Origin of the sequence: Paenibacillus humicus NBRC 102415 (genome assembly GCF_004000905.1) — a bacterium.
Lineage (GTDB): Bacteria > Bacillota > Bacilli > Paenibacillales > Paenibacillaceae > Paenibacillus_O > Paenibacillus_O humicus.
The window spans coordinates 1-22,845 of the sequence record NZ_BIMD01000019.1 but is presented as its reverse complement, the minus strand read 5'-3'; the positions used below and the strand labels follow the sequence as shown (position 1 = coordinate 22,845).

Annotated in this window: 21 protein-coding genes; 14 read left to right on the top strand and 7 right to left on the bottom strand. The window is 61.1% G+C overall.

Features of this window, described 5'->3' with window-relative positions:
* Positions 1-380 precede the first annotated feature (380 nt).
* From PHU01S_RS13245 to PHU01S_RS13235, 3 genes are all read right to left on the bottom strand, one after another.
* Complete coding sequence (locus tag PHU01S_RS13245) at positions 381-1,376, bottom strand: N-acetylglucosamine kinase (RefSeq protein WP_021878768.1); 996 nt, start codon at positions 1,374-1,376, stop codon at positions 381-383.
* A 21-nt stretch (positions 1,377-1,397) separates the two neighbouring features.
* A complete protein-coding gene (locus PHU01S_RS13240) occupies positions 1,398-2,669 on the bottom strand; it encodes a 6-phospho-beta-glucosidase (protein WP_232312741.1) in 1,272 nt (423 codons plus the stop codon).
* A gap of 284 nt (positions 2,670-2,953) precedes the next feature.
* Positions 2,954-3,238 carry a hypothetical protein gene (locus PHU01S_RS13235; protein ID WP_127507962.1) on the bottom strand — a complete coding sequence of 95 codons (285 nt, stop codon included), beginning with the start codon at positions 3,236-3,238 and terminating at the stop codon, positions 2,954-2,956.
* On the opposite strand from PHU01S_RS13235, the gene PHU01S_RS13230 reads away from it, so the two are divergent.
* The 10 genes from PHU01S_RS13230 to PHU01S_RS13185 all read left to right on the top strand — a co-directional run bounded on the left by PHU01S_RS13230 (position 3,213) and on the right by PHU01S_RS13185 (position 13,987).
* Positions 3,213-4,076 (top strand): MurR/RpiR family transcriptional regulator, encoded by an 864-nt coding sequence (locus PHU01S_RS13230; protein WP_048743915.1) that lies wholly within the window; start codon positions 3,213-3,215, stop codon positions 4,074-4,076. The genes PHU01S_RS13235 and PHU01S_RS13230 overlap by 26 nt on opposite strands.
* Positions 4,077-4,376: 300 nt before the next feature.
* Positions 4,377-5,291 (top strand): N-acetylmuramic acid 6-phosphate etherase, encoded by a 915-nt coding sequence (gene murQ, locus PHU01S_RS13225; RefSeq protein WP_048743914.1) that lies wholly within the window; start codon positions 4,377-4,379, stop codon positions 5,289-5,291.
* Between the two features lie 62 nt (positions 5,292-5,353).
* Complete coding sequence (locus tag PHU01S_RS13220) at positions 5,354-6,793, top strand: ABC transporter substrate-binding protein (protein ID WP_021878764.1); 1,440 nt, start codon at positions 5,354-5,356, stop codon at positions 6,791-6,793.
* Between the two features lie 175 nt (positions 6,794-6,968).
* Complete coding sequence (locus PHU01S_RS13215; protein ID WP_048743911.1) at positions 6,969-7,877, top strand: carbohydrate ABC transporter permease; 909 nt, start codon at positions 6,969-6,971, stop codon at positions 7,875-7,877.
* 18 nt (positions 7,878-7,895) lie between these two features.
* The gene (locus PHU01S_RS13210) at positions 7,896-8,756 is read left to right on the top strand and encodes a carbohydrate ABC transporter permease (protein WP_048743910.1); all 861 of its coding nucleotides are present in this window, start codon (positions 7,896-7,898) and stop codon (positions 8,754-8,756) included.
* Between the two features lie 78 nt (positions 8,757-8,834).
* Entirely contained in the window at positions 8,835-9,800 is a 966-nt protein-coding gene (locus PHU01S_RS13205) for a GNAT family N-acetyltransferase (RefSeq protein ID WP_127507960.1), read from the top strand.
* A gap of 2 nt (positions 9,801-9,802) precedes the next feature.
* On the top strand, positions 9,803-10,510 hold the full coding sequence (locus tag PHU01S_RS13200; protein ID WP_127507958.1) for a PIG-L deacetylase family protein: 708 nt from the start codon (positions 9,803-9,805) through the stop codon (positions 10,508-10,510).
* A gap of 82 nt (positions 10,511-10,592) precedes the next feature.
* Positions 10,593-11,735, top strand: coding sequence for an exo-beta-N-acetylmuramidase NamZ family protein (locus PHU01S_RS13195; protein ID WP_127507956.1), 1,143 nt, complete (start codon positions 10,593-10,595; stop codon positions 11,733-11,735).
* A 120-nt stretch (positions 11,736-11,855) separates the two neighbouring features.
* Complete coding sequence (locus PHU01S_RS13190) at positions 11,856-12,803, top strand: N-acetylglucosamine kinase (RefSeq protein ID WP_127507953.1); 948 nt, start codon at positions 11,856-11,858, stop codon at positions 12,801-12,803.
* Complete coding sequence (locus PHU01S_RS13185; protein ID WP_246029225.1) at positions 12,800-13,987, top strand: anhydro-N-acetylmuramic acid kinase; 1,188 nt, start codon at positions 12,800-12,802, stop codon at positions 13,985-13,987. Before PHU01S_RS13190 ends, PHU01S_RS13185 begins: the two co-directional genes overlap by 4 nt.
* 296 nt (positions 13,988-14,283) lie before the next feature.
* On the opposite strand, the gene PHU01S_RS13180 is transcribed toward PHU01S_RS13185, so the two are convergent.
* Complete coding sequence (locus PHU01S_RS13180; protein ID WP_164763063.1) at positions 14,284-15,867, bottom strand: ATP-binding protein; 1,584 nt, start codon at positions 15,865-15,867, stop codon at positions 14,284-14,286.
* 239 nt (positions 15,868-16,106) lie between these two features.
* Between PHU01S_RS13180 and PHU01S_RS13175 the strand changes: the two genes are divergently transcribed.
* From PHU01S_RS13175 to PHU01S_RS13160, 4 genes are all read left to right on the top strand, one after another.
* Positions 16,107-16,259: a DUF1540 domain-containing protein gene (locus PHU01S_RS13175; protein ID WP_083436549.1), complete on the top strand. Its 153-nt coding sequence runs from the start codon at positions 16,107-16,109 to the stop codon at positions 16,257-16,259.
* Between the two features lie 485 nt (positions 16,260-16,744).
* Positions 16,745-17,155, top strand: coding sequence for a VOC family protein (locus PHU01S_RS13170; RefSeq protein ID WP_049869785.1), 411 nt, complete (start codon positions 16,745-16,747; stop codon positions 17,153-17,155).
* A gap of 131 nt (positions 17,156-17,286) precedes the next feature.
* Entirely contained in the window at positions 17,287-18,225 is a 939-nt protein-coding gene (locus PHU01S_RS13165; RefSeq protein ID WP_069202493.1) for a 3'-5' exonuclease, read from the top strand.
* A gap of 191 nt (positions 18,226-18,416) precedes the next feature.
* Entirely contained in the window at positions 18,417-20,252 is a 1,836-nt protein-coding gene (locus PHU01S_RS13160) for a DUF2339 domain-containing protein (protein WP_021881365.1), read from the top strand.
* Positions 20,253-20,373: 121 nt separating this feature from the next.
* Here PHU01S_RS13160 and PHU01S_RS13155 read toward each other — a convergent pair whose 3' ends face one another.
* The 3 genes from PHU01S_RS13155 to PHU01S_RS13145 all read right to left on the bottom strand — a co-directional run.
* Positions 20,374-21,156, bottom strand: a complete 783-nt coding sequence (locus tag PHU01S_RS13155; RefSeq protein WP_049868702.1) for an exodeoxyribonuclease III — start codon at positions 21,154-21,156, stop codon at positions 20,374-20,376.
* Between the two features lie 78 nt (positions 21,157-21,234).
* Positions 21,235-22,524, bottom strand: coding sequence for an ABC transporter permease (locus tag PHU01S_RS13150; protein ID WP_127507949.1), 1,290 nt, complete (start codon positions 22,522-22,524; stop codon positions 21,235-21,237).
* 2 nt (positions 22,525-22,526) lie between these two features.
* Positions 22,527-22,845, bottom strand: a 319-nt coding sequence (locus PHU01S_RS13145) for an ATP-binding cassette domain-containing protein (RefSeq protein WP_127507947.1), incomplete at its 5' end; no start/stop codon positions are given.

The window sequence follows — 22,845 nt, the reverse complement described above, 5'->3', positions numbered from 1 at the left end:
AAATCGAACGAAGAGCAAATGGACAAATCTCTTTCCAAGATCAAATAACACAAAAGATCCCCCGTAGCCATACAGGCCGGCGGGGGATTTTTTATTGTAACAGATACAGTATTTTTGTTTCGTTGTCCCATTTGACGCTATAACCGAGCGCCTGCAGCATCTCGGCAACTGGTGTGACGAGCTTTCCGTCGACGATCTGCCCTGTAGCCAGCTACTTGTTATAGGCAGGAACAAATTCAGTCTCTGCTAAGGGTGTTGAATCGAATTCGGCAAGCAGATCTGCCGCGGTACCGGCATATTCATTCAGATCCACGGCGCCACTGATGCCAGCAACTTTTCGGAGGATCCGCCGACGTGTCGCCGTCTACCGTTGATTTCCGCTACTGCACGGAGCCCAGAACCCGCTCCCGGACCGTCTTCTCCGCAGGCTTGCCGTGCGCCAGCTCCAGCGCCCAGAGGACGGCGCCGGCAGCAGGCGGAGCTTCGAGCAGGACATAGCGGCACTCCTGCCCGGACAGGCTGCCGACATGGTGCCTGAACCGGTCCCGCATGACGGGGGAGGCGGCCTTGACCCAGACGGAGCCGGCCATGACGATATCGACCGGCTCCTCTCCGAAGTCGAGCCCGCGGATGCAGCCTGCAGCGGACAGGGCCATCTGGCGGGCGGAATGATCGACCGCCGCGAACGCCGCTTCGTCTCCCGAAGCGGCGGCTTCGAGCAGCACGGTGACGAGCTCCGTATACGGCAGGGAGCGGGAAGCCGCCGCCTCGACGACTGCCTCGATGTACCGTTCCTTGTCGTCCAAGCCGAGCAGCCTCATGACCGGATCGGTCATGGCGGTCGGCTGGCCGAGCCGGAAGAAGGCGTCGTAGACGATGCGCAGCGCCCGGCGCGCCAAGTAATAGCCGCCTGCCTCGTCGCCGGACAGCTCGCTGCCGACGCCGCCGATTTGCAGCCGCCGGCCGGAAGGCGAGATGCCTCCGGTGCAGGCGCCCGACCCGTTGATGGAGCAGATGCCGCTGCCGGATTCGCTGCCGGCCTTCACCCCGAGGAAGCTGTCGTTGTCCATCGCGAAGCGTGCGAAGCCGAGCTCCCCGATGATCCGGTTCAGGCTGGCTTTCTGGGAGGCGATATCCGCTCCGGCCAGGCCGAAGGCGGCTGCCGCAGCATCCTCTGCGCGCAGCCCGTTGCGCGAGAGGAGCAGGCCGAGCTGTTCGCCCATGACCCGCTTGGCGCTGATGTAGCCGTCCTTGAACTGCTCGTGGCTGCAGGTGCCGGAGCGGATGGAGTCGATCTTCCTGCCGTCCAGATCGAACAAATAATAATCGGTCTTGCTGTTGCCGCCGTCAACGCCGATGACGCATGCGTTCTTCATGTCATGATCCTCCCCGGCGCCTTATGCGAACTGCGGGAGATATTCCCGGTGAGCTTCCTTCAGCTCGTCGAAGCAGGAGCGGGCCGCGTTGTAATCGCCGACGAGCGGGTTCATCATGAGGGCGCGCATGGCCGCTTCCTCGCTGCCGGACACGGCGGCCGCCACCGTCTCGCGCTCGTAGGCCTTGATCATGCGCATATAATCGCGGATATGGCCGTTGTCCAGATTTGGCAGATGAATCGGCTTTGCTCCGTCCTTGCCGATGACGGCGGAGATTTCCACCGCGTCGCCGTCTTCCATGAAGCCGAGAGCGCCGTTGTTCAGCAGGTTGACGACATGAACCTCCTGCTTGTCGTTCCAGATGGCGTCCACAAGGCTGATGGCCACCTCGGAGTAGTTCGCCCCGCCGCGGGATGCCAGCAGCTCCGGCTTCGTATGAAGCTTGGCGTCGGCATACATGCCCAGCAGGTCCTCCTCGATCTCCATGCAGCGTTCTCCGCGCGATTGCCGGCTTTCCATGAGTATCTTCAGCTTTTTGTTTTTGAAATAGTAATATTCCAGGTAAGAAGAAGGGATGGCGCCGACGAGCTGCACGAGCTCCTTGCTGAAGCCGCTGGAAGGGATGTTCTTCATCGTCTCGCTGTTGAGGCCGACGTCGAGCGCTTCCTGCAGGTAGTCCTTGCCGTCGTGCTCGATGGCCGTGATCCAGCTCAGATGGTTCAGGCCGACATAGGTGAGGCTGGCGTCGGGCAGCTCCATCGAAGCGCGGATGCTCTTGAACATATTGTAGGGAACGTTGCAGAGGCCGAGCATCTTCACCTTCGTATGGGTGAGGATGGCTTCGGTCAGGATGCCGGCCGGGTTGGAGAAGTTGATCAGCCAGGCATCCGGGCACAGCTGCTCCATGCGCCTGGCGATGTCGAGCATGACCGGAATCGTGCGCATCGCCTTGAAGAAGCCGCCGATGCCGCACGTTTCCTGGCCGATCATGCCGTGCTTCAGCGGTATGCGCTCATCCAGCACGCGGGCAGGCAGCTTGCCGACGCGGATCTGGCCGAGCACGAAGTCCGCTCCGCGCAGCGCTTCGTCCAGATCCGGAGTAAGCACGACGCGGCAATCCATGCCGGCCGCTTCGATCATGCGGCCGCTGAGTCCGCCGACGATGCCGAGCTTCCGCTCGTCGATGTCCATCAGCGCGAGCTCGCTGAGCGGCAGTCCTTCCTTGCGCTTGATGATGCCTTCGATCAGTTCGGGCGTGTACGTGCTGCCGGCTCCGATAATGGCGATTTTCATCCCGTATTCCATCTCCTTTAGCCTTTGCTGGTCCAACCGGACGCTGAGAAATGCGGCTTGCCGTCTGTCCGCGCGAGCGGCTGTCGATCTCCGCCGCCAAGCCGGCGAAGCCGTTTTGCTGGGGTCTTTCCGTTATGTGGGCTATTCTAGCACAGGTTTTCCGGTACGGGAATGAAAAATTGAAATTTTTATTCGAATGATATATAAATAATTAAAATAAAATTTTAGTATCAGGATGGAGACAGCCGGATTCCTCTTTATCGTCATCCTGGATCGAGACTTCTCTATTCCGCGCGAGCCTTCAGCGGCCCGAAGTGAGATTCCAGCCGTTTTGCTTGGACAACCCTTGTTTTTCGCGCCGGGAGCGTATACGATAATGGCGCTGAACAAGCAGATTTCATCGCCAGCCAAGCGGCGGCAGCCGAGCCGATCGCATCGTCCTTTCGAGCGGCGACGGCGGACGGCCGCTTCAAGTAGAAAATAAAAAGAATGCTGCGCACTTCATAAATCTTTATTTCAACCGGAAACGGCAGGAGGCGGCCTATGGCAATCAACGACAGCGTTCTCATCAAAATCCGTGAGCGGAAAGACAGCCTGACTCCTGTCGAGCGCATGGTAGCAGAGTATATTTTGGAGAACAAGGACGAGATTCCGCATCTGTCCATCAAGAACCTTGCGCAGGGAAGCCGGACCAGCGACGCGTCCGTCCTGCGCTTTTGCAAGACAATGGGGTTCAGCGGCTACCGAAGCTTCATCGTGAGCATATCGGCCGCGCTCGGCTACAAGGAAGAGACCGGCGAGGAGCAGTATACCGACATCCAGCCGGGAGACGACCTGCAGACGATCATCTCCAATATCGGCCGCAACAACATGATGTCCATCGAGGACACGCTCAGCCTGCTCGACCGGGATGCCGTGGCGCGCGCGGTCCAGGAGCTCCGCACCTGCAGCCGCATCTTCCTGTTCGGCATCGGCGCATCGGGACTCGTGTGCGAGGATGCGGAGCAGAAGTTCACGCGCATCAACAAGAACTGCCACGCCTATCTGGACGGCCACAGCCAGCTGACGGCCGCGACGCTGCTTCGCGAGGGCGACGTGGCGATCTTTGTCTCGAACTCGGGCGGTACCGAGGAGATTCTGGACTCTCTCGACATCGCCTGCAAGAGCGGCGCCCTTACGATCGCCATTACCAAGTACGGCAAGAGCGAGCTGTCCGAGAAAGCCGATCTGCTGCTCAGCATCTCCACCCCGGAGATCACCATCCGCAGCGGAGCGATGGGCTCCCGGATCGCCATGCTGACCGTCATCGACATGCTTTTCGCCGGGGTAGCGAGCGCGGACTACCAGCAGGTGAAGCATTATCTCTCCCGCAGCCATAACATCATCGCCAGCAAACGCAGGAGATAGCGGGAATCATGTATTCAAACCTTCCCAAAAAGGGGCATTCGGGGCTTGAAGCCCCGGATGCCCTTTTTTTGCGGGATGCGGAAAACCGAATTTTATGTTAACTTAACTCCCATGAAATTCATCTTTTTGGACAAGATCTGATATAAAATATCAACATAATGTTTTATTTTAAAAATTTATTTCAAAATGTATTGACCACCCCGTTTGCGAATGCTTAATATTAGAGATGCAAGACGCAATCAACGAATCGATCCGCAGGCGCCTTGGCGCCGCGATCCAGATCACGTTAGGGGAATCAAGATGAATGAATACCTTGCCAGCTTGACGACGGAGGGAATCAATCCCGATACGCTGTCCATCGACGATTGCTCGACCGAGCAGATGCTGCAGCTGATGAACCGGGAAGATGCCAAAGTGCCGGCGGCCGTAGCGGCCGAGATTCCGCTGATATCCGAAGCCGTGGACGTCATTTACGAATCGTTGTCGAACGGGGGCCGCATGTTCTACATCGGAGCCGGAACCTCGGGAAGGCTTGGAGTGCTTGACGCCTCTGAATGTCCGCCGACCTTCGGCGTTGATCCGCTCCTTATCCAAGGGTATATTGCCGGAGGGGACCAGGCGCTGCGGACGGCGGTTGAAGGCTGCGAGGACGACGGGGACGAAGGCCGCGCGGCGATCGACCGGATCGGCGTCACCGACAAGGATGTCGTCGTGGGCATTTCCGCCAGCGGCAGCGCCGCCTATGTCATTGAAGCGCTTCGCCGGGCCAGCGAAATCGGAGCGGCCGCCATCGGGATCGTCAACAACAAGCGGACGCGGCTCAGCGAAGTGTGCGACATCTGCATCGCGCCGGTCGTCGGCTCCGAAGTCATCTCCGGCTCTACGAGGCTGAAGGCGGGAACGGCGCAGAAGCTGGTCCTCAACATGCTCAGCACCTGCACGATGGTGAAGCTGGGCAAGACGTACAACAACCTGATGGTCGATCTGAAGGCGAGCAACAAGAAGCTGTACGACCGGTCCCTGCGCATCATCCAGAACGCTTCAGGGGCGGATGAGGCGACTGCGGCACGCGCTCTTGAAAGGGCTTCCAAGGACAGCAAGCTTGCGATCATGATGATCAAGACCGGCCTGGAGCCGGACGAGGCGAGGGCGGCGCTGGACGCCAGCTCCGGCAACCTCAAGGCAGCGATACGTATCTGCGCACAGGCCAACTAAACCGCTCAGGGCCGGATGCGAACCTATAGAATTGGCTCACCAATAAAAGGGAGGATCTTGAAATGAAAAAAAGATCAAGATTTGCCGCAACCGCACTCGCGCTCGTCGTCTCTGCCGGCGTCGTATCCGCCTGCGGAAGCAACAATGACGGCGGCAATGCCGCAGCCGGCAACACCGGCTCGGAAGGCGCCGGCGCCAAGAAAGACACGATTACTGCCCTTCTGCCTCCGGTATCCGCCAACTTCCAGGCCAACTTCAACCAGATGGAAGCCGAATTCACCAAGCAATACCCGAACCTGACCCTGAAAATCGAGCCGGCCAGCTGGGAAGACATGACCCAGAAGCTGGATACGCAGGTGAACGCCGGCAGCCCGCCGGATATCGCCTTCATGGGCTCGGAAGGCATCTCCAAATACGTTCCATTGGGCATGGTGATGGACATCAAGGACGCCGCGACGCCGGAGATGATCGCCGACTTCGACGAAGGTCCCCTGAAATATATGTACAACGGCGACGGCCTGTACGGCTTCCCGGCTTACATGGAAGTCCACGCGATCGGCGGCAACAAGCCGTTCCTCGAGGAAGCCGGCATTGATTGGAAGAAGGTGCAGCAGAACGGCTGGACGTTCGACGAGTTCCGCGAGGCGATCAAGAAGGGCGTCGTGAAGGAAGGCAATACGACGAAGCGCTACGGCTTCGTATTTGCCACCGCGGGCGTTACTTCCAAGGACTATCTCGGCATTCTCGTCAAGAACGCCGGCATGCCTGCCGCCTTCGACAAGGATCTCAAATATGCCTATACCAGCAAGAACTATCTGACGCTGCTGACAAACATCCGCCAGATGATCGACGACGGCTCGATGCCCAAGGAGCTCAGCTCCATCGACGCGGGCAAGCGCTGGAACATGTTCCTGACCGGCCAGACGATGATTACGGGCAAAGGCATGGCCGTCTTCGAGAACTCGTCGCGCCTGAACAACGAGAAGATCGACAAGAACGACGGCAGCGCCGTCAAGGACAGCATCAAGACCGATTACGTCGTGCTTCCGGTGCCATCCTTTGCAGGACAGCCGGCCGTAGCCAACTCCATCGTCGACGGCTACGTTACGTTCCGCGGCAAGAAAGAGCCGACGGCCGAGCATAAAGCGAACGTCGCCAAGGCAGCCTACTTCCTCGCCAGCGGCCAGGTTGCGGCAACGACCAACGGCGAGCTGTTCTCCGCTCCGATCACGAAGAGCTCGCGCAAAGCGGCCGAAGGCATGGAGAGCAAGCAAAGCCCGGAAAACAAGGCGGCGGTAGAGCATCTGCTGTCGACGGCCGCTCCCGCCCGTCCGGACATCCCGGCCGAGCTGGGCGCCAAGGCGATCAAGCTGGAGACGGAAGTCATCGTGCCGAAGCTGCAGGCGCTGCTCGCGGGCGAAACGACACCGGAAAAAATGTACGAGGACGTGAAAAAGGCCGCCATCGATACGTTCGGCGCGGACGGAGTCGTACAGGATTAGCCTCCAGCTCGGATAGCCGCCACAAGCGGCTATCCGATCTCTTTTATCGGATCGGAAACAAGGACAAGCGCAAGCTTTATCCCTCTACTCCAGGCAAGCGAACGCCCGCCGGTCAAGGCGGCCAAGTCGATCTGCTTGGAAGCCTACCAGCGGAAGCGGAAAGGAGTCCTGCATCATGGCAAGAGAAGCTTCAACCATCAAGACCAAGTACCGCTTGAACAAAGGGGACGGAGCCTGGGCCTACGCCTTCATCGCCGTTGCTCTGGTCGTCTACGCCATGTTTACGGCCTACCCTGTCGTCAGCGCCTTCATCATCAGCTTCCAGGACTACAAGCCGCTCGGCTCGTCGTATGTCGGCCTCGACAATTATGTCTCCGTCTTCCAGAGCAGCCTGTTCTGGAAGTCGATGGGCAATACCGTGCTCTACACGGTGCTGACCGTCCCGGTCGCGCTGATGCTCAGCTTCGGCGTGGCGATTCTCATCATGCCGCTCAAAAAATGGATGCAGACCAGCTTCAAAGCGATCTACTATCTTCCGGCGGTCGCCTCCGGCGTCGCCCTGTCCGTCGTATGGCTGTGGATTTTCGATCCGCTGCAGTCGGGCATTCTGAACCAGCTGGTCGGAGTGTTCGGCATCAGCAACCAGAACTGGCTCGGCGCAAGCGCGACCTCCATGTTCTCCCTCGTGCTCATGTCCTGGCTGTCCAGCCACGGAACGAGCATCATCATCTACGTCGCCGCCCTGCTCGGCATCGACAGCAGCTATTATGAAGCGGCCGATATCGACGGAGCCTCGTTCCTGCAGAAGATGTGGCATATCGTCCTGCCCTGCCTCAAGCCAACCACGCTGTTTCTGCTCGTGACCGGAGTCATCGGCTCGTTCCAGGTGTTCCAGAACGCTTACCTGATGACCGGCGGCGGACCGGACCATTCCACGACGATGGTCGGCCTGCTGATCTTCGACACGGCATTCAAATACTTTGAATTCGGCAATGCCGCGGCGCAGTCGCTCGTACTCGCTCTCGTCATCGCCGTCATGGCCTTTATCCAGTTCAAGTTCCTGGGCAAAGACGTGGAATATTAAGCAGGAGGAGGCCGGGATATGGGCTTATACAACACTCACTTAGGCAACACGATGCTTCGCAACGTCCGCAATGCCGTCATCATCTTCCTCCTTCTGCTGTTCGCGCTGGCGACGCTGTTCCCGATCTACTTCATGTTCATCTCCTCCTTTGGAGATCCGGTGGAGGCGGGTGCGGTCAGCTATTCCTTGTGGCCGGAGAAGATTACGCTCGATTCCTACAAGTTCTTCTTCGATTACAGCGAGTATTCGTACCGTTGGCTGGGCAACTCCCTGCTCGTCGCGACCGTGACGATGGCGTCCAACGTCGTGTTCGCCACGATGGCGGGCTACGCCTTCGCCAAGATCCGGTTCCGGGGCAGCAAGGCGCTGTTCGGAGTCCTGCTCGTCGCTATGATGATTCCGTACCAGGTGACGCAGGTTCCGCTGTACATCCTCATCGTCAACGTCTTCAACATCTCCAACTCGTATACGGCGCTGATCGCGCCGAGCCTGGTCACCGTCTACAACATCTTCCTGGCCAAGCAGTTCATGGGCTCCATACCGAAGGAAATTCTGGAGAGCGCCAAGGTGGAGGGCTGCAGCCAGTGGCAGATCTTCACCCGCATCGTCATGCCGCTGTCCAAAACCGTCATGGCCGTCATGGCCATCCTTACGTTCATGGAATCGTGGAATACGTTCTTCTGGCCGTTCCTCGTGACCAACACGATGGACATGCAGACGATCCAGGTCGGACTCAAGAACTTCCGCTTTGCCAATACGACGTACTTCGCCCCGATGATGGCGGGCGCGACCGTCTCGGCGCTGCCGATGTTCATCCTGTTCTTCAGCCTGCAGCGCTACTTCCTGGAAGGCGTCACCGTCGGGGCCGTCAAAGGTTAACGAGCCGGCGGGCGGGAGGAAACCCGCCGGGCTGAAGCGATGCCGGCCGGGAGGCCGGCAAAGGAGGCGGAAAGCATCATGATCGTCGCTTGGGACAACACCTATGAAGAGGAAGCGGTCGCGCTCTGGAACGGGGAAGCCGTGCGCGACGGCTACAAGGAAATGAGCGGGGAGCGGTTCCGCTCCTCCATGACCGGGCATCCGAGCTTCGATGCGGGGACGGCTTTCGTCCTGCTGGAGGAAGGCCGGGTCGAAGGCTTTGCCGTCGGCTGCGCGGGCGATGATCTGCCGCTCGGCGACGTCGCCGGTTATATCACCTGCGTCGTCGTCCGCAGCGGCCCGGAGGCGGATGCCGCCCGGAGCCGGCTGCTGGATGAGCTGGAGCGCCGGTTCCGCGAGCTGGGCAGGAAACAGGCGGAGGTCCTCTTCTTCAATCCGATGAGGCTGCCCTGGTACATCCCGGATACGCCGGGACATGAGCACAACAACGCTCCCGGCGTTCCGGCGGGAAGCTCCCTTCACCGCCTGCTCCTGGAGCGCGGTTATGCCGAACGGGCCCTTCAGAAGGCCATGTATTTGCCTTTGGCGGATTTCTCCGTGCCCGATGAAATCCGGGCCAAGGAAGAGCGGGCCGCATCTGCCGGCTACCGGGTGGAGCGGCTCGACGCCGCGCGGCATTCCGGACTGGCAGAGATGCTGGAGGCGCTCGGCAACCCGCTGTGGAAGCAGGAGATCGCTTCCGCCGCCGCTTCGGGCGTGCCGGTGCTGCTCGCCGCCCGTGAAGGGCGGGCGGCAGGCTTTGCCGGGCCGGTCATCCGCGAGGACTCCGGGCGCGGCTACTTCGCCGGCATCGGGGTCGAGCCCAGCCATGAAGGACATGGACTCGGCACGATCCTGTTCTTCCGCCTCTGCGAAGCGTTCCGCTCCGCCGGCGCGGAGTACATGTCCTTGTACACCGGAAGCGGCAATCCCGCTTTGCGCATCTACGAAAAAGCCGGTTTCCGGACGGTGAAGGAATTCGCCGTCATGAGAAAGGAGCTCTGAGCATGAGCGAGAGAAAACCATTGACGATTCTTGGAATCGGCGCGCATGTAGGCGACGTCGAGCTGGTGGCGGGCGGCGTGCTCGCCAGCCATTTCCTGAAGGGCGACCGCATCGCGACCCTCGCGTTGACCGCCGGAGAGCGCGGCGTGCCGGACGGGCAGGACGTGAACGAGTACCGCGAGCAGAAAGTCCGCGAAGCCCATACGTTTGCCGGCATGCTCGGCGGCGAAGCGAGGGTGTTCGAGATTCCCGACGGTGAAATTCCCGACGACGAGGCGATCCGCCTGCGGGTGTGCGACGTCATCCGCGAGGTGAAGCCGAACATCATCATCACCCATCCCTGCAACAGCATGCACAAGGACCATGCCACGACACACCGGATCGTCAACGACGCGCGGTTTTTTGCCGGGCTGAAGGCGATGGAGCGGGAGCATCCGGCCCATTTTGCCGGCAAGCTCTATTACGGAGAGAACTGGGAGGACGCGGTCGGCTACGTCCCTTACGTCTATGTCGACTTCGACCAGGCGGCGTTCGACCTCTGGATCGAGGCTTTGTCCACCCATTGGTTCGTCACCGGCAGCAAGTCGTTCAATTACATGGACTATTACAAGAGCCTGGCGCGCGTGCGCGGCCTCGAAGCCCGCAAGGAATACGCGGAGACGTTCATGATTCCGCCGGAGACGATGCGCCTGCGCCAATTCGAGCTGTAGGCAGCCGCGAACCAGGGGAGCGGCTTCGGCCGGATAGCGGGATGCGGCGGATAAGCGGCATCTGCCGCAGAAGGAGGCAGCGATGACAGCCATTCAGAACGGCATCGACAGAATCTCGGATTACGACGGCCTGCTGCGCGGCAAGCGCATCGGCCTGATTACGGCTCCGACCGGACTCGATGCGGAATTCCGCTCCACGATCGATCTGCTGCATGAGCGGTACGGCCTTGCGGCCCTCTTCTCTCCGGAGCATGGCGTGCGCGGGAATCTCGGCGCCGGCGATCTGGTGGATGCTTATGTCGACCCTCAGACGGGGGTTCCGGTCTACAGCCTCTATCGCAAAGATTCCAAGAGGCTGACCGAGGAAATGCTGCGCGAGGTCGATATCGTCGTGTATGATATCCAGGATGTAGGCACGCGCTACTATACGTTCATCTATACGATGCTGTACGCGCTGGAGGATTGCGCCGCCGCGGGAATTCCCTTTGTCGTGCTGGACCGGATCGATCCGCTGGACGGCGTGACGGTCGAGGGCAATGTGCTGAGGGAGGAGTTCAGCTCCTTCGTCGGCGGGTATCCTTTGGCCGTCCGCTACGGCCTGACGGCCGGGGAGGTCGCCTCGATGGCCAATGCGGAGCGCGGCTGGAACGCCGAGCTGCATGTGGCGGAATGCCGGGGCTGGAAGCGCGGCATGCTGTTCCCGGAGACGGGACGCGCGTGGATTCCGCCTTCCATGGGCATTCCGAGGTTCCATACCGCGCTGCTCTATCCCGGAACATGCCTGTTCGAGGGGACGAATCTGTCGGAAGGCAGGGGCACGACGGCGCCTTTCGAAACGATCGGGGCTCCCTTCGTGGACGGCGAAGTGCTCGCCAAGGAAATGAACGGCTTGAAGCTCCCCGGGGTGCATTTCCGCCCGGTGCATTTCAATCCGTATATGTCCAAGCACCAGGGCTCCCTGTGCGGCGGCGTGTATGTGCATGTTCTGGACGTGAGGGCGCTTCGTCCGGTGGAGACAGGCGTACGGCTGCTGTTCAAAGTCAGGGAGCTGTTCCCGGCCTTCGAATACCTCGCTCCTTACCGCAAGGGCGGCAGGCCGTTCATCGACCTGCTCGGCGGGGACGAGGGGTATCGGACGGAGAGTCCGGACGCCTTGCTGGAAAGGTTCGCAGACGAGAGCCGTCTGTTCGCGGAGCGCAAGAAGGCTTATCATTTGTACGAATAAGCCTGAAATCAGAGCCAGGAGAGTTTCGCCTTGTTTGGTCCTAAATAGATGGATCCTTGCAGAGGCGGGCGCTCACTGCGCTGGAGTTATTGCACAGACTTGAAGCTTGGGGGAAACAGCATGAGCTATGTGGCGGGACTGGACGGAGGCGGCACCAAGACGGCCGTGTCGGTGGCGGACGAGAGGGGCGAGGTCATTCATTCCTTCCCTGCGGGACCGCTCAATTACAATGGCCACGACGAGCAGCGGGTCGAAGCCTCGATCCGGGAAATCTGCCGCGGGCTGGAGACGGCTTGCGGCTCGTTGGCCGCCGTTACCGACCTGTGCATCGGCGCGGCCGGGGTGAGCAACCCTTCGGCCGGAGGCCGCCTGCAGGCCGCCCTCCGCGCCGGCGGCTACGGCGGCGCGCTGACGCTCGCCGGCGATCATGAAACGGCGCTGGCCGGCGCGCACGGCCGACTGCACGGCATCGTGCTGATCGCCGGCACCGGCTCGATCTGTTACGGACGCAGCGTTGGCGGAGCGGCCCATCGCGCCGGCGGCTTCGGCCATCTGATCGATGACGAGGGCAGCGGCTACAGCATCGGCCGCGGCATGCTGTCGTCCGTCGTGCGCGCGGCCGACGGCAGGATCGGGCCGACCGCGCTGACGGAGCTCGTCTACGGAGCGCTCGGAATCGGCTCGGTTCCGGAGCTGATCGGCTACGTCTATGCGCCGGGCCGCAGCAAGGCGGAGATCGCCGCTCTGGCGCCGCTTCTCGGCGAGGCATGCGATGCCGGCGACGAGGCCGCCCTGCGGCTCGCCGCGGACAGCGGAGCCGCGCTGGCGTCGCTTGTGCCGGCGGTCGCAGCTGCGCTCGGTATGGAGGACGGAGAGCTCGCTCTGCTGGGGAGCGTGCTGGAGCGGAGCTCCTATGTGAGGGAGGCCTTCCGGTCGGAGCTGTCCGTGCGGCTGCCTCGGCTCAGATGCGTCGAGCCCAAGCGCGACGCCGCGTATGGAGCGGTGCTGCTGGCGCTTGAGGCCAGACGATGCAGGCTGGATTCCGGCAGGGGAGGGGAAGGGCGATGATGACCTGGACGCCTCCCCGTCCGTACGCGATCGGCGTCGGACTGATGTCGGGCACTTCGCTCGACGGGGTGGATGCGGCCGTCGTACGGCTTGAAGGCAGCGGCCTGGATGCCCGCGCCGAGCTGCTTCATTTCCATACCCGCGCTTACGGAGAGCCTCTTCGGGAGAGCCTCCGCAAGCTGTGCGATCCCGCGGCATCCGATGTGGAGAGCCTTTGCGGCATGAACGTCTACATGGCGGAGCTGTTCTCAGAAGCCGTGCTGGAGGCGGTGCGGGATGCCGGGCTATCCATGTCGGAGGTGGACTTCGTCAGCTCGCATGGACAGACGGTGTGGCATATGCCGGAGCCTCCCTCCGGCCGGCCTCATCTATCGCGATCGACGCTGCAGATCGGCGATCTGTCGGTGCTTGCGAAGCTCACGGGGGTCGTCGCTGTCGGCGATTTCCGTCCTGCCGACCTCGCCGTCGGCGGCCAGGGCGCTCCGCTGGCTCCCTATGGCGACCTTGTGCTGCTCCGCCATCCGGATCGGGGCCGGCTGCTGCAGAACATCGGCGGCATCGGCAACTGCACGGCGCTTCCCGCCGGAGCCGGGCCGCAGGATGTATTCGCGTTCGACACCGGGCCGGGCAATATGGTCATCGACGCCGCGGTGCATCGCCTCACCGGCGGCGCGGCCAGCTACGACGCCGGAGGGGCCATGGCGGCGCGCGGCACGCCCGATGCCGAGCTGCTGGCGGAGCTGCTGGAGCATCCGTACTTCCGCATGCCGCCGCCCAAGTCGACCGGCCGGGAGCTGTTCGGCGCCGCATACGCCGACGGCTTCCTGGAACGGGCGGCTGCCCGCGGCCTTGGCGCCGAGGATATCGTCGCGACGGCGACGGCTCTGACCGCCCGCTCCATCGCCGATGCCTGCCGGCAGCTCGTGCTGCCCCGCTGCGAGGTGCACGAGCTGGTCGTCAGCGGAGGCGGGGCTTGCAACGCGACGCTGCTGACAATGCTGTCCGGCTTGCTCCCGGAGCTGTCCGTCACGACCTCGGGCTCTCTGGGCATTCCCGACGATGCCAAGGAAGCGGTCATCTTCGCCCTGCTCGGGCATGATTTCCTGCTCGGCCAGGCCAACAACCTGCCGAGCGCGACGGGAGCATCGCGCCCGACCGTCTTGGGGAAGCTCGCGCTTCCTTGACTGGATCCAACGGCTGTCCTAGTGGACGGCCGTTTTTTTGCATTTCCTTTACCGGGAAAAATATTTATTTCTGGAAAATATAAGACGAAAAGAAGATAGGTTCTCATTCTTATTTTTATAGACGAAATAAAGAATTCCCGGCTTCATCGGGCTCATTGAGGGCATTTTGTATTTGCTTAGCAGTGATGGAGCTTTCGACTCCAAATACAGCACGTTTGCGAGGATGTGAAGCACGAAAGAGGGTCGCGGACTATTCCGCGACCCTTTTTCCCGTTGCGGCAGCATTCGGAGTTCGGCTACCGGCCGCTGCCGGCAAGCGGAAGCTCCAGCGTGACGACCGTGCCTTTTCCCGCCATGCTGTCGATGGCGAAGCTGCCTTCATGCGCGGCCATGATGCGCTTGACGATCATGAGACCAAGGCCGTTGCCGCCCGGCTTGGTCGTATGGAACGGCTCTCCCGCCCGCTTGAGCTCTTCCGCGTCGATGCCTGCTCCGATATCCGAGATCGAGATGGTCTGACGGCCGTCGGCCGCCTCCAGCGTAATCGAAATTTCCCCGCCGCGCGGCATGGCTTCGGAGGCGTTGCGCAGCACGTTGAGGAACACCTGCTTCATCTGGTCGCACTCGCAGAGCAGCAGCCCGGAGCTGATATATTCGCGCTTTATGGAGATGTTCTCCAGACGGCATTGGAATTCGAACATTTGCAGCGTCTCTTCCAGCAGGCCGGAGCATTCTCGGATAGCGAGCTGGCGCGTCTTCGGCCTGCCGAGGACGAGAAAGTCGTCCGTGATGAGATTGATCCGTTCGATCTCGCTCATGAGCAGGGAGTAATGGGCAGGATCAAGCTGGCTCGAAGTGAACTGGAGCATGCCCTTGATCGCGGTGAGCGGATTGCGGATTTCATGCGCGATGCCGACGGCCAGCTGGCCGGCAAACACAAGCTTCTCGTTGTGGCGGAGCTGCTCCTCGGCCCGCTTCGTTTCCGTCGTCTCCCGCAGCGTGCCCGCCGTACGGATCATCCGCCCGTCGCCGTCTACGATGGGGACGATGTCGAGGATGAAATGCTTCGGGACGCTGAAGCGCTTGTCCGAGAGCTCGAGTCCTACGATGTGGTTTGCGCCTTCGTCCAGAAGCTGGCGGAAGCAACCGCCGATGACGGGCAGGCTGCGCGCATCGAGGCCTTCGCGCTTGTCTGCGAGGCTGAGCATGCGGGACACGGAGTCGTTCAAGGTCAGAATCGTTCCGTGCTCATCCGTGAGGACCACGCCGAAGTGGCTTGTTTCCAGCAGCGCTTGCGTCAGAATCTGCTGCTGGGTGTTCTGCTTGCGCAGCAGCAGCTCCCTCTCGATGGAATCGGCCATCGTGCCGAGCAGGGCGAGCAGCTGGGGATGGGCGTTGTCGGCTACGGTCATGATCGAGATGGTGGCGTATATGCGGCCCGAGCCTTCCGGATCCGGCAGAGGCGCCGTGTAGCAGGCCATCTGCTGAAGCGGAAGATGATAATGCTCGGCTCCGATCACCTGCACGGGCTCGTTGCGCTCCAGGCACAGCGTGATAGAGCTGATGGCGGCCTCTTCCCCGTAACGGACGCCTTCGACAATATTGAACTCGTGAAGCGAGCCGATCATGGCCGGATTGCCGCCGAAGCCGAGCACATGGCCCTCCCCGTCGGAGACGGCTACCAGCATCGGGTCCTGCGGCAGCAAGCCGAGGAACCGTTCGGCCAGATCAAGCGACACCTCGAGCACATCGGCGTAATCGGATTTCCTTTGACGAAGGGCGTCGACAGCAAGCCGGTCCTTGAAATCGGGTATAACGGAGGAATCCAGCCCCATGGCATGGTAATATCGTTTCAATTCCTCGAAATCAAGCAGCTCCATTCTCTGTTCTCCTGTCTGAACACTCGTTACTTTGAGAATACCATAAACGGGCCGTTCAACTCTCCGGAAAATTTGTAGCCTCGCATTGCGGACTCTATGGAAAAGGGTTATCATGGCAGTAGGTGTACGTGCATGAGAACGCAAATAAGCCCGAAGAATCGCTGGAATCGATTCATATCAGGCTGTTTGAGGTAAAGGAATTGTACACCCTGACAATTCAACCATGGAGGTGAATCATCATGGCAAAAGACGTTCTGTGCGAAGTGAACTCCTGCAAGAACTGGGCTGACGGCAACAAATGCAACGCTTCGTCGATCTACGTGGTCAGCCACCGTGGACAAGCCAGCCAATCCGAAGAGACGGATTGCAAGACGTTCGAACCTAAACTGTAATAACGAATATGATTCTCTTGGGGCAGCCGTTGCGAAAAGGACAGCCGCTGCGTTATGCTCTCCTACTATAAAATAACCAATAATGATAATTGTTATCAAGTGGTTGAGAGAAAAAAGTTTTCAGCCCTTATCGGCGAACAGGAACCGCAGCATCGGGCATGGCCGAACAGCGACTAGCGGCTGCGATCCGCACGGGTACCGGCGATGGATCTCCGGCATCAGCTCTCGGCGGCTTGAACGGGCTGAACCCGGCGGTGCGGATGGATAAAAAATGGCTCGGCCGGCGTCGTGAAATTTGCTATGATGGAAACAGAAATGGAAGGATATGGGCTTATTGGAGCCGTCTGCTGCTTGCCGGTTCGCCGGATCAAATGAGAAAGGGGAGATGGGGAATGGATGAATCGCCGGTCCGCAAGAAAGAAACGGAGGGGTACAGGCCTGACGCGGTGCGGAAGGCTTTTGACATGAACGATGGAGGGAAGACGATGAGCGACAACGGGAAGACGTTGGGATCGGCCGCAGCGGCAAGTCCGGTCAAAAACAAGGTCGGCAGCTATTTCGTTCCGGTACGGAATATCGAGGCTTCCCGCAGCTGGTACTGCAAGGTGCTGGGTCTGATGGAGGCGGATTGCCCGATTCATTTCGGCCATCTATGCCCGCTGCCGATGCAGGGAACGGGATTGATTCTCGACACGATGCCCAAATGGGGAGGCAGCGATCCCGACGGAGCTCCTTCGATCCAGACGCCGGCGTTCATGCTTCTCACCGACAAGCTGGAGGAATCGCTCGCATATATGAAGGAGCTTGGCGCCCGGCTCGTGACGGAAATCGAGCATGACCAGTGGTTTGTCGTTCTCGACCCGGACGGCAATAAGCTGATGATCTGCAGGGAATAAGCAAGAAGCCCCGCTGCTGCCGCACGAGGCAGGAACGGGGCTTCTTGCCGCTGCCGGAGGATGCTCCGCTGTCCTTCACCGTCCAATATCGTGTATGATGGGAACAATGGATATTGCAGCGGAGGTTGAGCATGGATTATATCGTGTTGGATATTGAGTTCAACGGGCGGAAGTTCGCCAGCGACAAGCCGATGGAGGTTATCGAGATCGGCGCGGTCCGGCTGAACGAAGCCTTGGAGAAGATCGACGAATTCACGGCTCTGATCAAGCCGGTTTATTTTGCCAAGCTGAACAGCTTCATTCGGGAGAAGACGGGCATTCCGCAGGAGGACATCGATGCGGCGAGCGGGTTTGTTCCGGTCATCCGCCATTTCCTGGCTTGGCTGGGCAAGAGCGAAGCCTGCACGTTCGTGACGTGGGGCGGCGAGGATATGAAGCGGATCGTGCTGGATACCCGCATGCACAAGCTTGACGATGCCTATTGGCTCGCGGCTTCCTATTATGATCTGCTCAAGATCTATTTGCGCGCGCGCAGCCTGACCAATGATGTCAGCGTCGAGGCGGCTTTGGCGGAGCTTGCCATCCCGGCTGAGGGCAGCGCCCACCGGGCTCTGGACGACGCCCGCATGACGGCGGAGATTTTCCGCCGCATCTTCCCGGACATTCAGCATGATACGGACGCGCGGCAGTACAAGGACACCTACTCCAACGCCAAGGAACGGAGAATGGTGAAAAATGCGATCCGCGGCCTCGCCGTGCAGAAGGTGCAGCCGACCTGGGAGCTGGTGGCCGATAAGCTGGCCAAGGCGAAGGTGGACATGGACAACGCCAAGAAAGCGGCGGAGCTGCAGGATTACTACGAGGCGGAGATCGTGAAGGCGCCGAAACGGCCGCAGACTCCGCGTCAAGGCATGCGTCCGGCGGGGGAATCGTCCTCCGAAGCGGCAGACGGTCCGGAAGTGCAGGGAGAGCGGGAAGCTGCGGTCGTACCGGAAGAACCGGCGGTTGACTGCGAGGCGTCTGCAGGTCCATCCGCGCCATCCCGCAGCGGGAGAGGCGCGGACGCTTAATATACGTTTGTGCAGCAGAATGCCGGCGATCCATCGCCGGCGTTTTTTTATGAAAGCATAATGGATAATGAAGGAGTTCGGACCGATATAATCCTGAAATGGGATTTGGAATGGGCTTGATAGGTGTAACGTAAGTTGGAGCGGCTTCGCAGCAAGCCGGCCTATTTTAGCGTTCAAAAGGGGATCAGCAAATGAAGCTTGAAGAGAGAGTTGAACGACTGGAACGGCTTATTCAGGGCTTGGCGCTCGAGCTCGCGGAGCTGCGGCGGCGGCAGGCTGCGGACTTGCCGTTGTCGGGAGGGGAGCGGCGGGACGGCGCTGCGGTGCGAGCATTCGATGAGACCGAGGCCGCCGAGCAGGCAAGCGAGGGGCAGCAGTTCCCCGAGCATCTCCTGCAGACGGCGCCGGCCCAATCTCATGCAGGGGGCGGGCATCGTTCCATGCCGGGATCTGCTCCGAGGCCTGCCGGTCCTTCCGGACATGCGGCAGCGGGAGGGACTTTGCCTTTGCAGGCTGCTCCTCGCCCGCCCGCCCCTCCAGTCGACTGGGAGCATCTGCTCGGCAGGGTCTGGCTGCCGCGGATCTTCATCGTCGTACTGCTGCTCGGCGTGCTGTGGGGCTTCGCCGCAGCCGTCAATGCGGGCATGATCACGCGCCCGGTCCGCTGCTGGCTCGGCGCTGCGGCGGCGGCATGCATGTTCGCGGCCGGCATCCGGCAGATGCGGCACAAGCGGGAAGCGCTGGGCCAGGCGCTGCTTGGCGGAGCGCATTCGCTGCTCGTCGTGACGTTGTTCGCGGCGCATATGCTGTATGGATTCATGTCCGTTCCGCTGGCCTGCGTCCTCTACGGCATCGCCATCCTGCTGTTTGGCGCGACAGCGCTTGCCTACCGCTCGCAGTCTCTCATGCTGCTCGCCATGGCTGCCGGATGCTTGATTCCGTTTCTCCTTGACTACGATGCTCCCCATGTCTCCATTCTTGTTGCTTATGAAGGGCTGTTCGCAGCTTCCGCGCTGCTTATCGGCTGGAAGCTTCAGTTCCGCTGGGTGTACGCCGCTTCCTATCTGCTTCTGCAGCCTGCGCTCCTCGTCGCCGCCCTTCTCGGAGCCGGAGATGGAGCGGAATGGTGGTTTCTCGGCGCCCAGCTCTTGCAGCAGGCTATCCTCCTGACAGCGTACCTGTTGGAGAAGCGGGAGGCTCCTGTCTACTCCGAGCGGAGAGGACTTGTGTTCACTTCCTTTGCGATTACGGCGGGATGGGCTTATCTGCTGCTGATGCCGAAGCATGAAAGCCAATATCTGATTCTGGTCGGGATCGGTGCGGCTGTCTACAGCCTTCTGGCTTGGTTGCAGCTATCCAAGAAAAAGGAAGCGGCCGAGCTGCTTGCCGTCACGGCGACGCTCGGATGGATGCTGCTGCTGCTCGAGTCGCTGCCGGGCACTTATGCGGGAGCGGCACTCGCAGTCGAAGGGACGCTGGCTCTGGCGATCGGCCTGCGCATCCGCGCTCCTTACCAGCAGGGAGCGGGGACGATCGTGCTCTTCATCGGCGCGATGCGGATTATCGGGAAGCCCATCGATGCCGTCGCATCGCCGGAAACCTTCAGCTGGATCATCCTGCTGGCGGACTTGCTGGTTCTGCACCGAATATTCCTTCCGTATAAACAGAGCCCGCGAGCAAGGCAGGCATCCGGAGCACTGTTATGGCTGACCGGAGTTCTTGGCCTGGCATTCCTGACCCAGCTCACGCTGGCAGCGTCGAGGCCGCTGGAGACGGACAGCCAAAGGCTGATCTTATCCGCGGTATGGGTCGCCTATGCGATTGCGCTGATTATCGCCGGAATCATGCTGCGGCGGCCGAAGGCTCGATTTGCCGGCATGCTGCTCGTGCTGCTCACCCTGCTGAAGGTCATCTTCATCGACGTTCCTGGCGTGACGATCGCCGTCCGAGCAATTCTGTTCATCGGTCTCGGGGTGGTGGGCATCGCTGTATCGCGAGTGATGTACAGCAAGCAGAAAAGTCAGTAGCAAAAGAGGGTCCCGCTCGGGACCCTCTTTTGCGTGCCTATGGCCTTCCATGAGCTCTTGCAGCTGCCGTCGGCTCCTGAAGCTTCCCGCTGCAGAAGCGTGCTGCTGCAGCTCCTGACGTCTAGATCTCCGCCTTGGCGCTGCCCGGCTCATCCGCCAGCTCCAGCACGACCGGACAATGGTCGCTGCCCAGCACGGCGCTGTCGATGGACGCGTCCTTCAGCAGCGGACGCAGCCGCTCCGAAGCGAGGAAGTAGTCGATGCGCCAGCCGATGTTCTTCTCCCGCACCTTCGGCATGAAGGACCACCAGGTATAGGCGCCTTCCGCATCGGGATGGAAGTGGCGGAACGTATCGACGAATCCGGCTTCCAGCAGCGTCGTCATCCGGCCCCGCTCTTCCTCGGTGAAGCCGGAGTTGCCGCGGTTGGCGCGCGCGTTTTTGAGGTCGATATCCTGATGGGCGACGTTGAGGTCCCCACACAGGATGACAGGCTTCACGGCGTCCAGACCTTGAAGATAGCGAAGGATGCGCTCCTCCCACTCCAGCCGGAACGGAAGGCGGGACAGGTCGCGCCGGGAGTTGGGCGTATAGACGTTGACCAGGTACCACCCTTCGAACTCGAGGGTGAGGATGCGGCCTTCCTCCTCGAAGTCGTCCTCGAGTCCGTACCGGACGGACAACGGCTTGATCCGGGTCCAGACGGCCGTTCCGGAATAACCTTTGCGAACGGCGTAATTCCAGAACAGATGATAGCCTTCGGCATGGTCCAGCTCGATCTGGCCTTCCTGCAGCTTCGTCTCCTGCACGCAGAAGATGTCGGCATCCATATGATTGAAATAATCGGCAAAGCCTTTCTTGACGCAGGCTCTCAGCCCGTTGACGTTCCACGACACCAGTTTCACTTGCATTCTCTCCCCGCTTGCGGCATGGCTTATCTGTCCAGTGTACCATGGCCGGGCTCCGGGCGGGGAGGGAGGAAGCTATTGGATCGCGAGGTAGCGGGCCGTCTCGGCCCGGTAGGCGGCCAGCGCAGGAATCAGTCCGGCTGCGATGCCGGCCGCAAGCACGATGCCGGCGATGCCAAGATGAGACCACTGGAATCCGACCGTCACGGCGATGGATACGCGGGAGCCGATATAGCCGGACAGGACGGCCGACAAGCCATAGGCTCCGGCGATGCCGAGGGCGCAGCCGAGCAGCATGACGATGGAGGATTCCAGCAATACGATGGCCATTACATGGCGGCGGCCGGCGCCGATCGCGCGCAGGATGGCCACGCTGCGGCGGCGCTCCATCGCCGAGCCGTACAGGGAGAGGCAGACTGTGAGGCCTGCCATGCCGAGGATGACGTATCCGATGCTGCGCAGAGCCTGCTCGCCGCTGCCCAGCATGTCGAACAGCTTGGCCAGCGTCTGGCCCGGCAGCACGGCCTGGGCTTCTTTTCCGGCGTTCGTCTGCTGGTACAGCTTCATCAGCCCGATGTAGCTCTTGGGCTTGACGAGGACGGCCGTCACTCCGCGGGCAGCCTCATCCTCGTCGGACACAGCCGGACCAGGCGCGGACGAAGCCTCGGCAGAAGTAGAAGGCTCTTGTCCTCCGTCGGCCGCTCCGCCTTCCTCTTCATGCCCATGCTCATGGCTGATCCAGTAGCTGTCCATGCTGACGTAGATGCCCTGGTCGGAAGGAGCCGCTACCGGCTTCAGAATGCCGACCACCTCATAGGGATGCTCTCCATGCTCCTCCGGCTCGGCGGAGGCGGCGACTCCATGCTCGGAGACGAAGCGGTCCCCGACCTTGAGCCCTTCGCGGGAGGCGACCTCCGCTCCTATCACCGCCTGGAAGGGACCGCTGAACAACCGCCCGTCGCGAAGGCTGAAGTAAGGCGGATCGGCAGGGCGGCCCTTGAGGTCGAAGAAGCCGGCGCTTGTCCCGACGATCCGGAATCCCCGGTACTGGTCTCCGAGAGCGAACGGAACGGCGGTCTGCACTTCGTCATCTCCGGCCAGCTTCTCATAGTAGGCATGGCTGAGGTTGTCCAGCGGGCGGTCCATCAGAAATATGGTATTGAACACGAGCTGGTTGGCGCTTCCCTTGGAGCCGATGAGGAGGCCGAACGGCTCGCTTGCCCGCTCGATGCCGCCGCGCACGCCCCTGGAGAGGATCAGAACCGCCAGCGTGACGGCGATTCCGACAAGGACGACGGCGGCCGTCAGGGCGGTTTGGACTTTGCGGGCCATCAGATTGCGGATAGCCATGCTCAGCAGGGACATGGCTAGGCTCCTTTCGCCGGCGAGAGCGGCCCGCGGGACAGCTCCCGCATGGATACGGAGCTGTCCATGCGTGCCGCCTGCTCGGGGTCATGGGTGCAGAGCAGGAGTGCGGCGCCCGTATCGGAAGCGGCGGCAAGGAGCAGCTCCATGACCTGCGCCGCCGTCGAGACGTCCAGGCTGGCTGTCGGTTCGTCGGCCAGCAGCAGCTCGGGGCCGTTCACGAGCGCCCGCGCGATGGCGACGCGCTGCTGCTCGCCCTGGCTCAGCTGGGCGGGCCGGTGGTGGAGGCGATGTCCGAGCCCGGCCTGCTCCAGCAGCTCG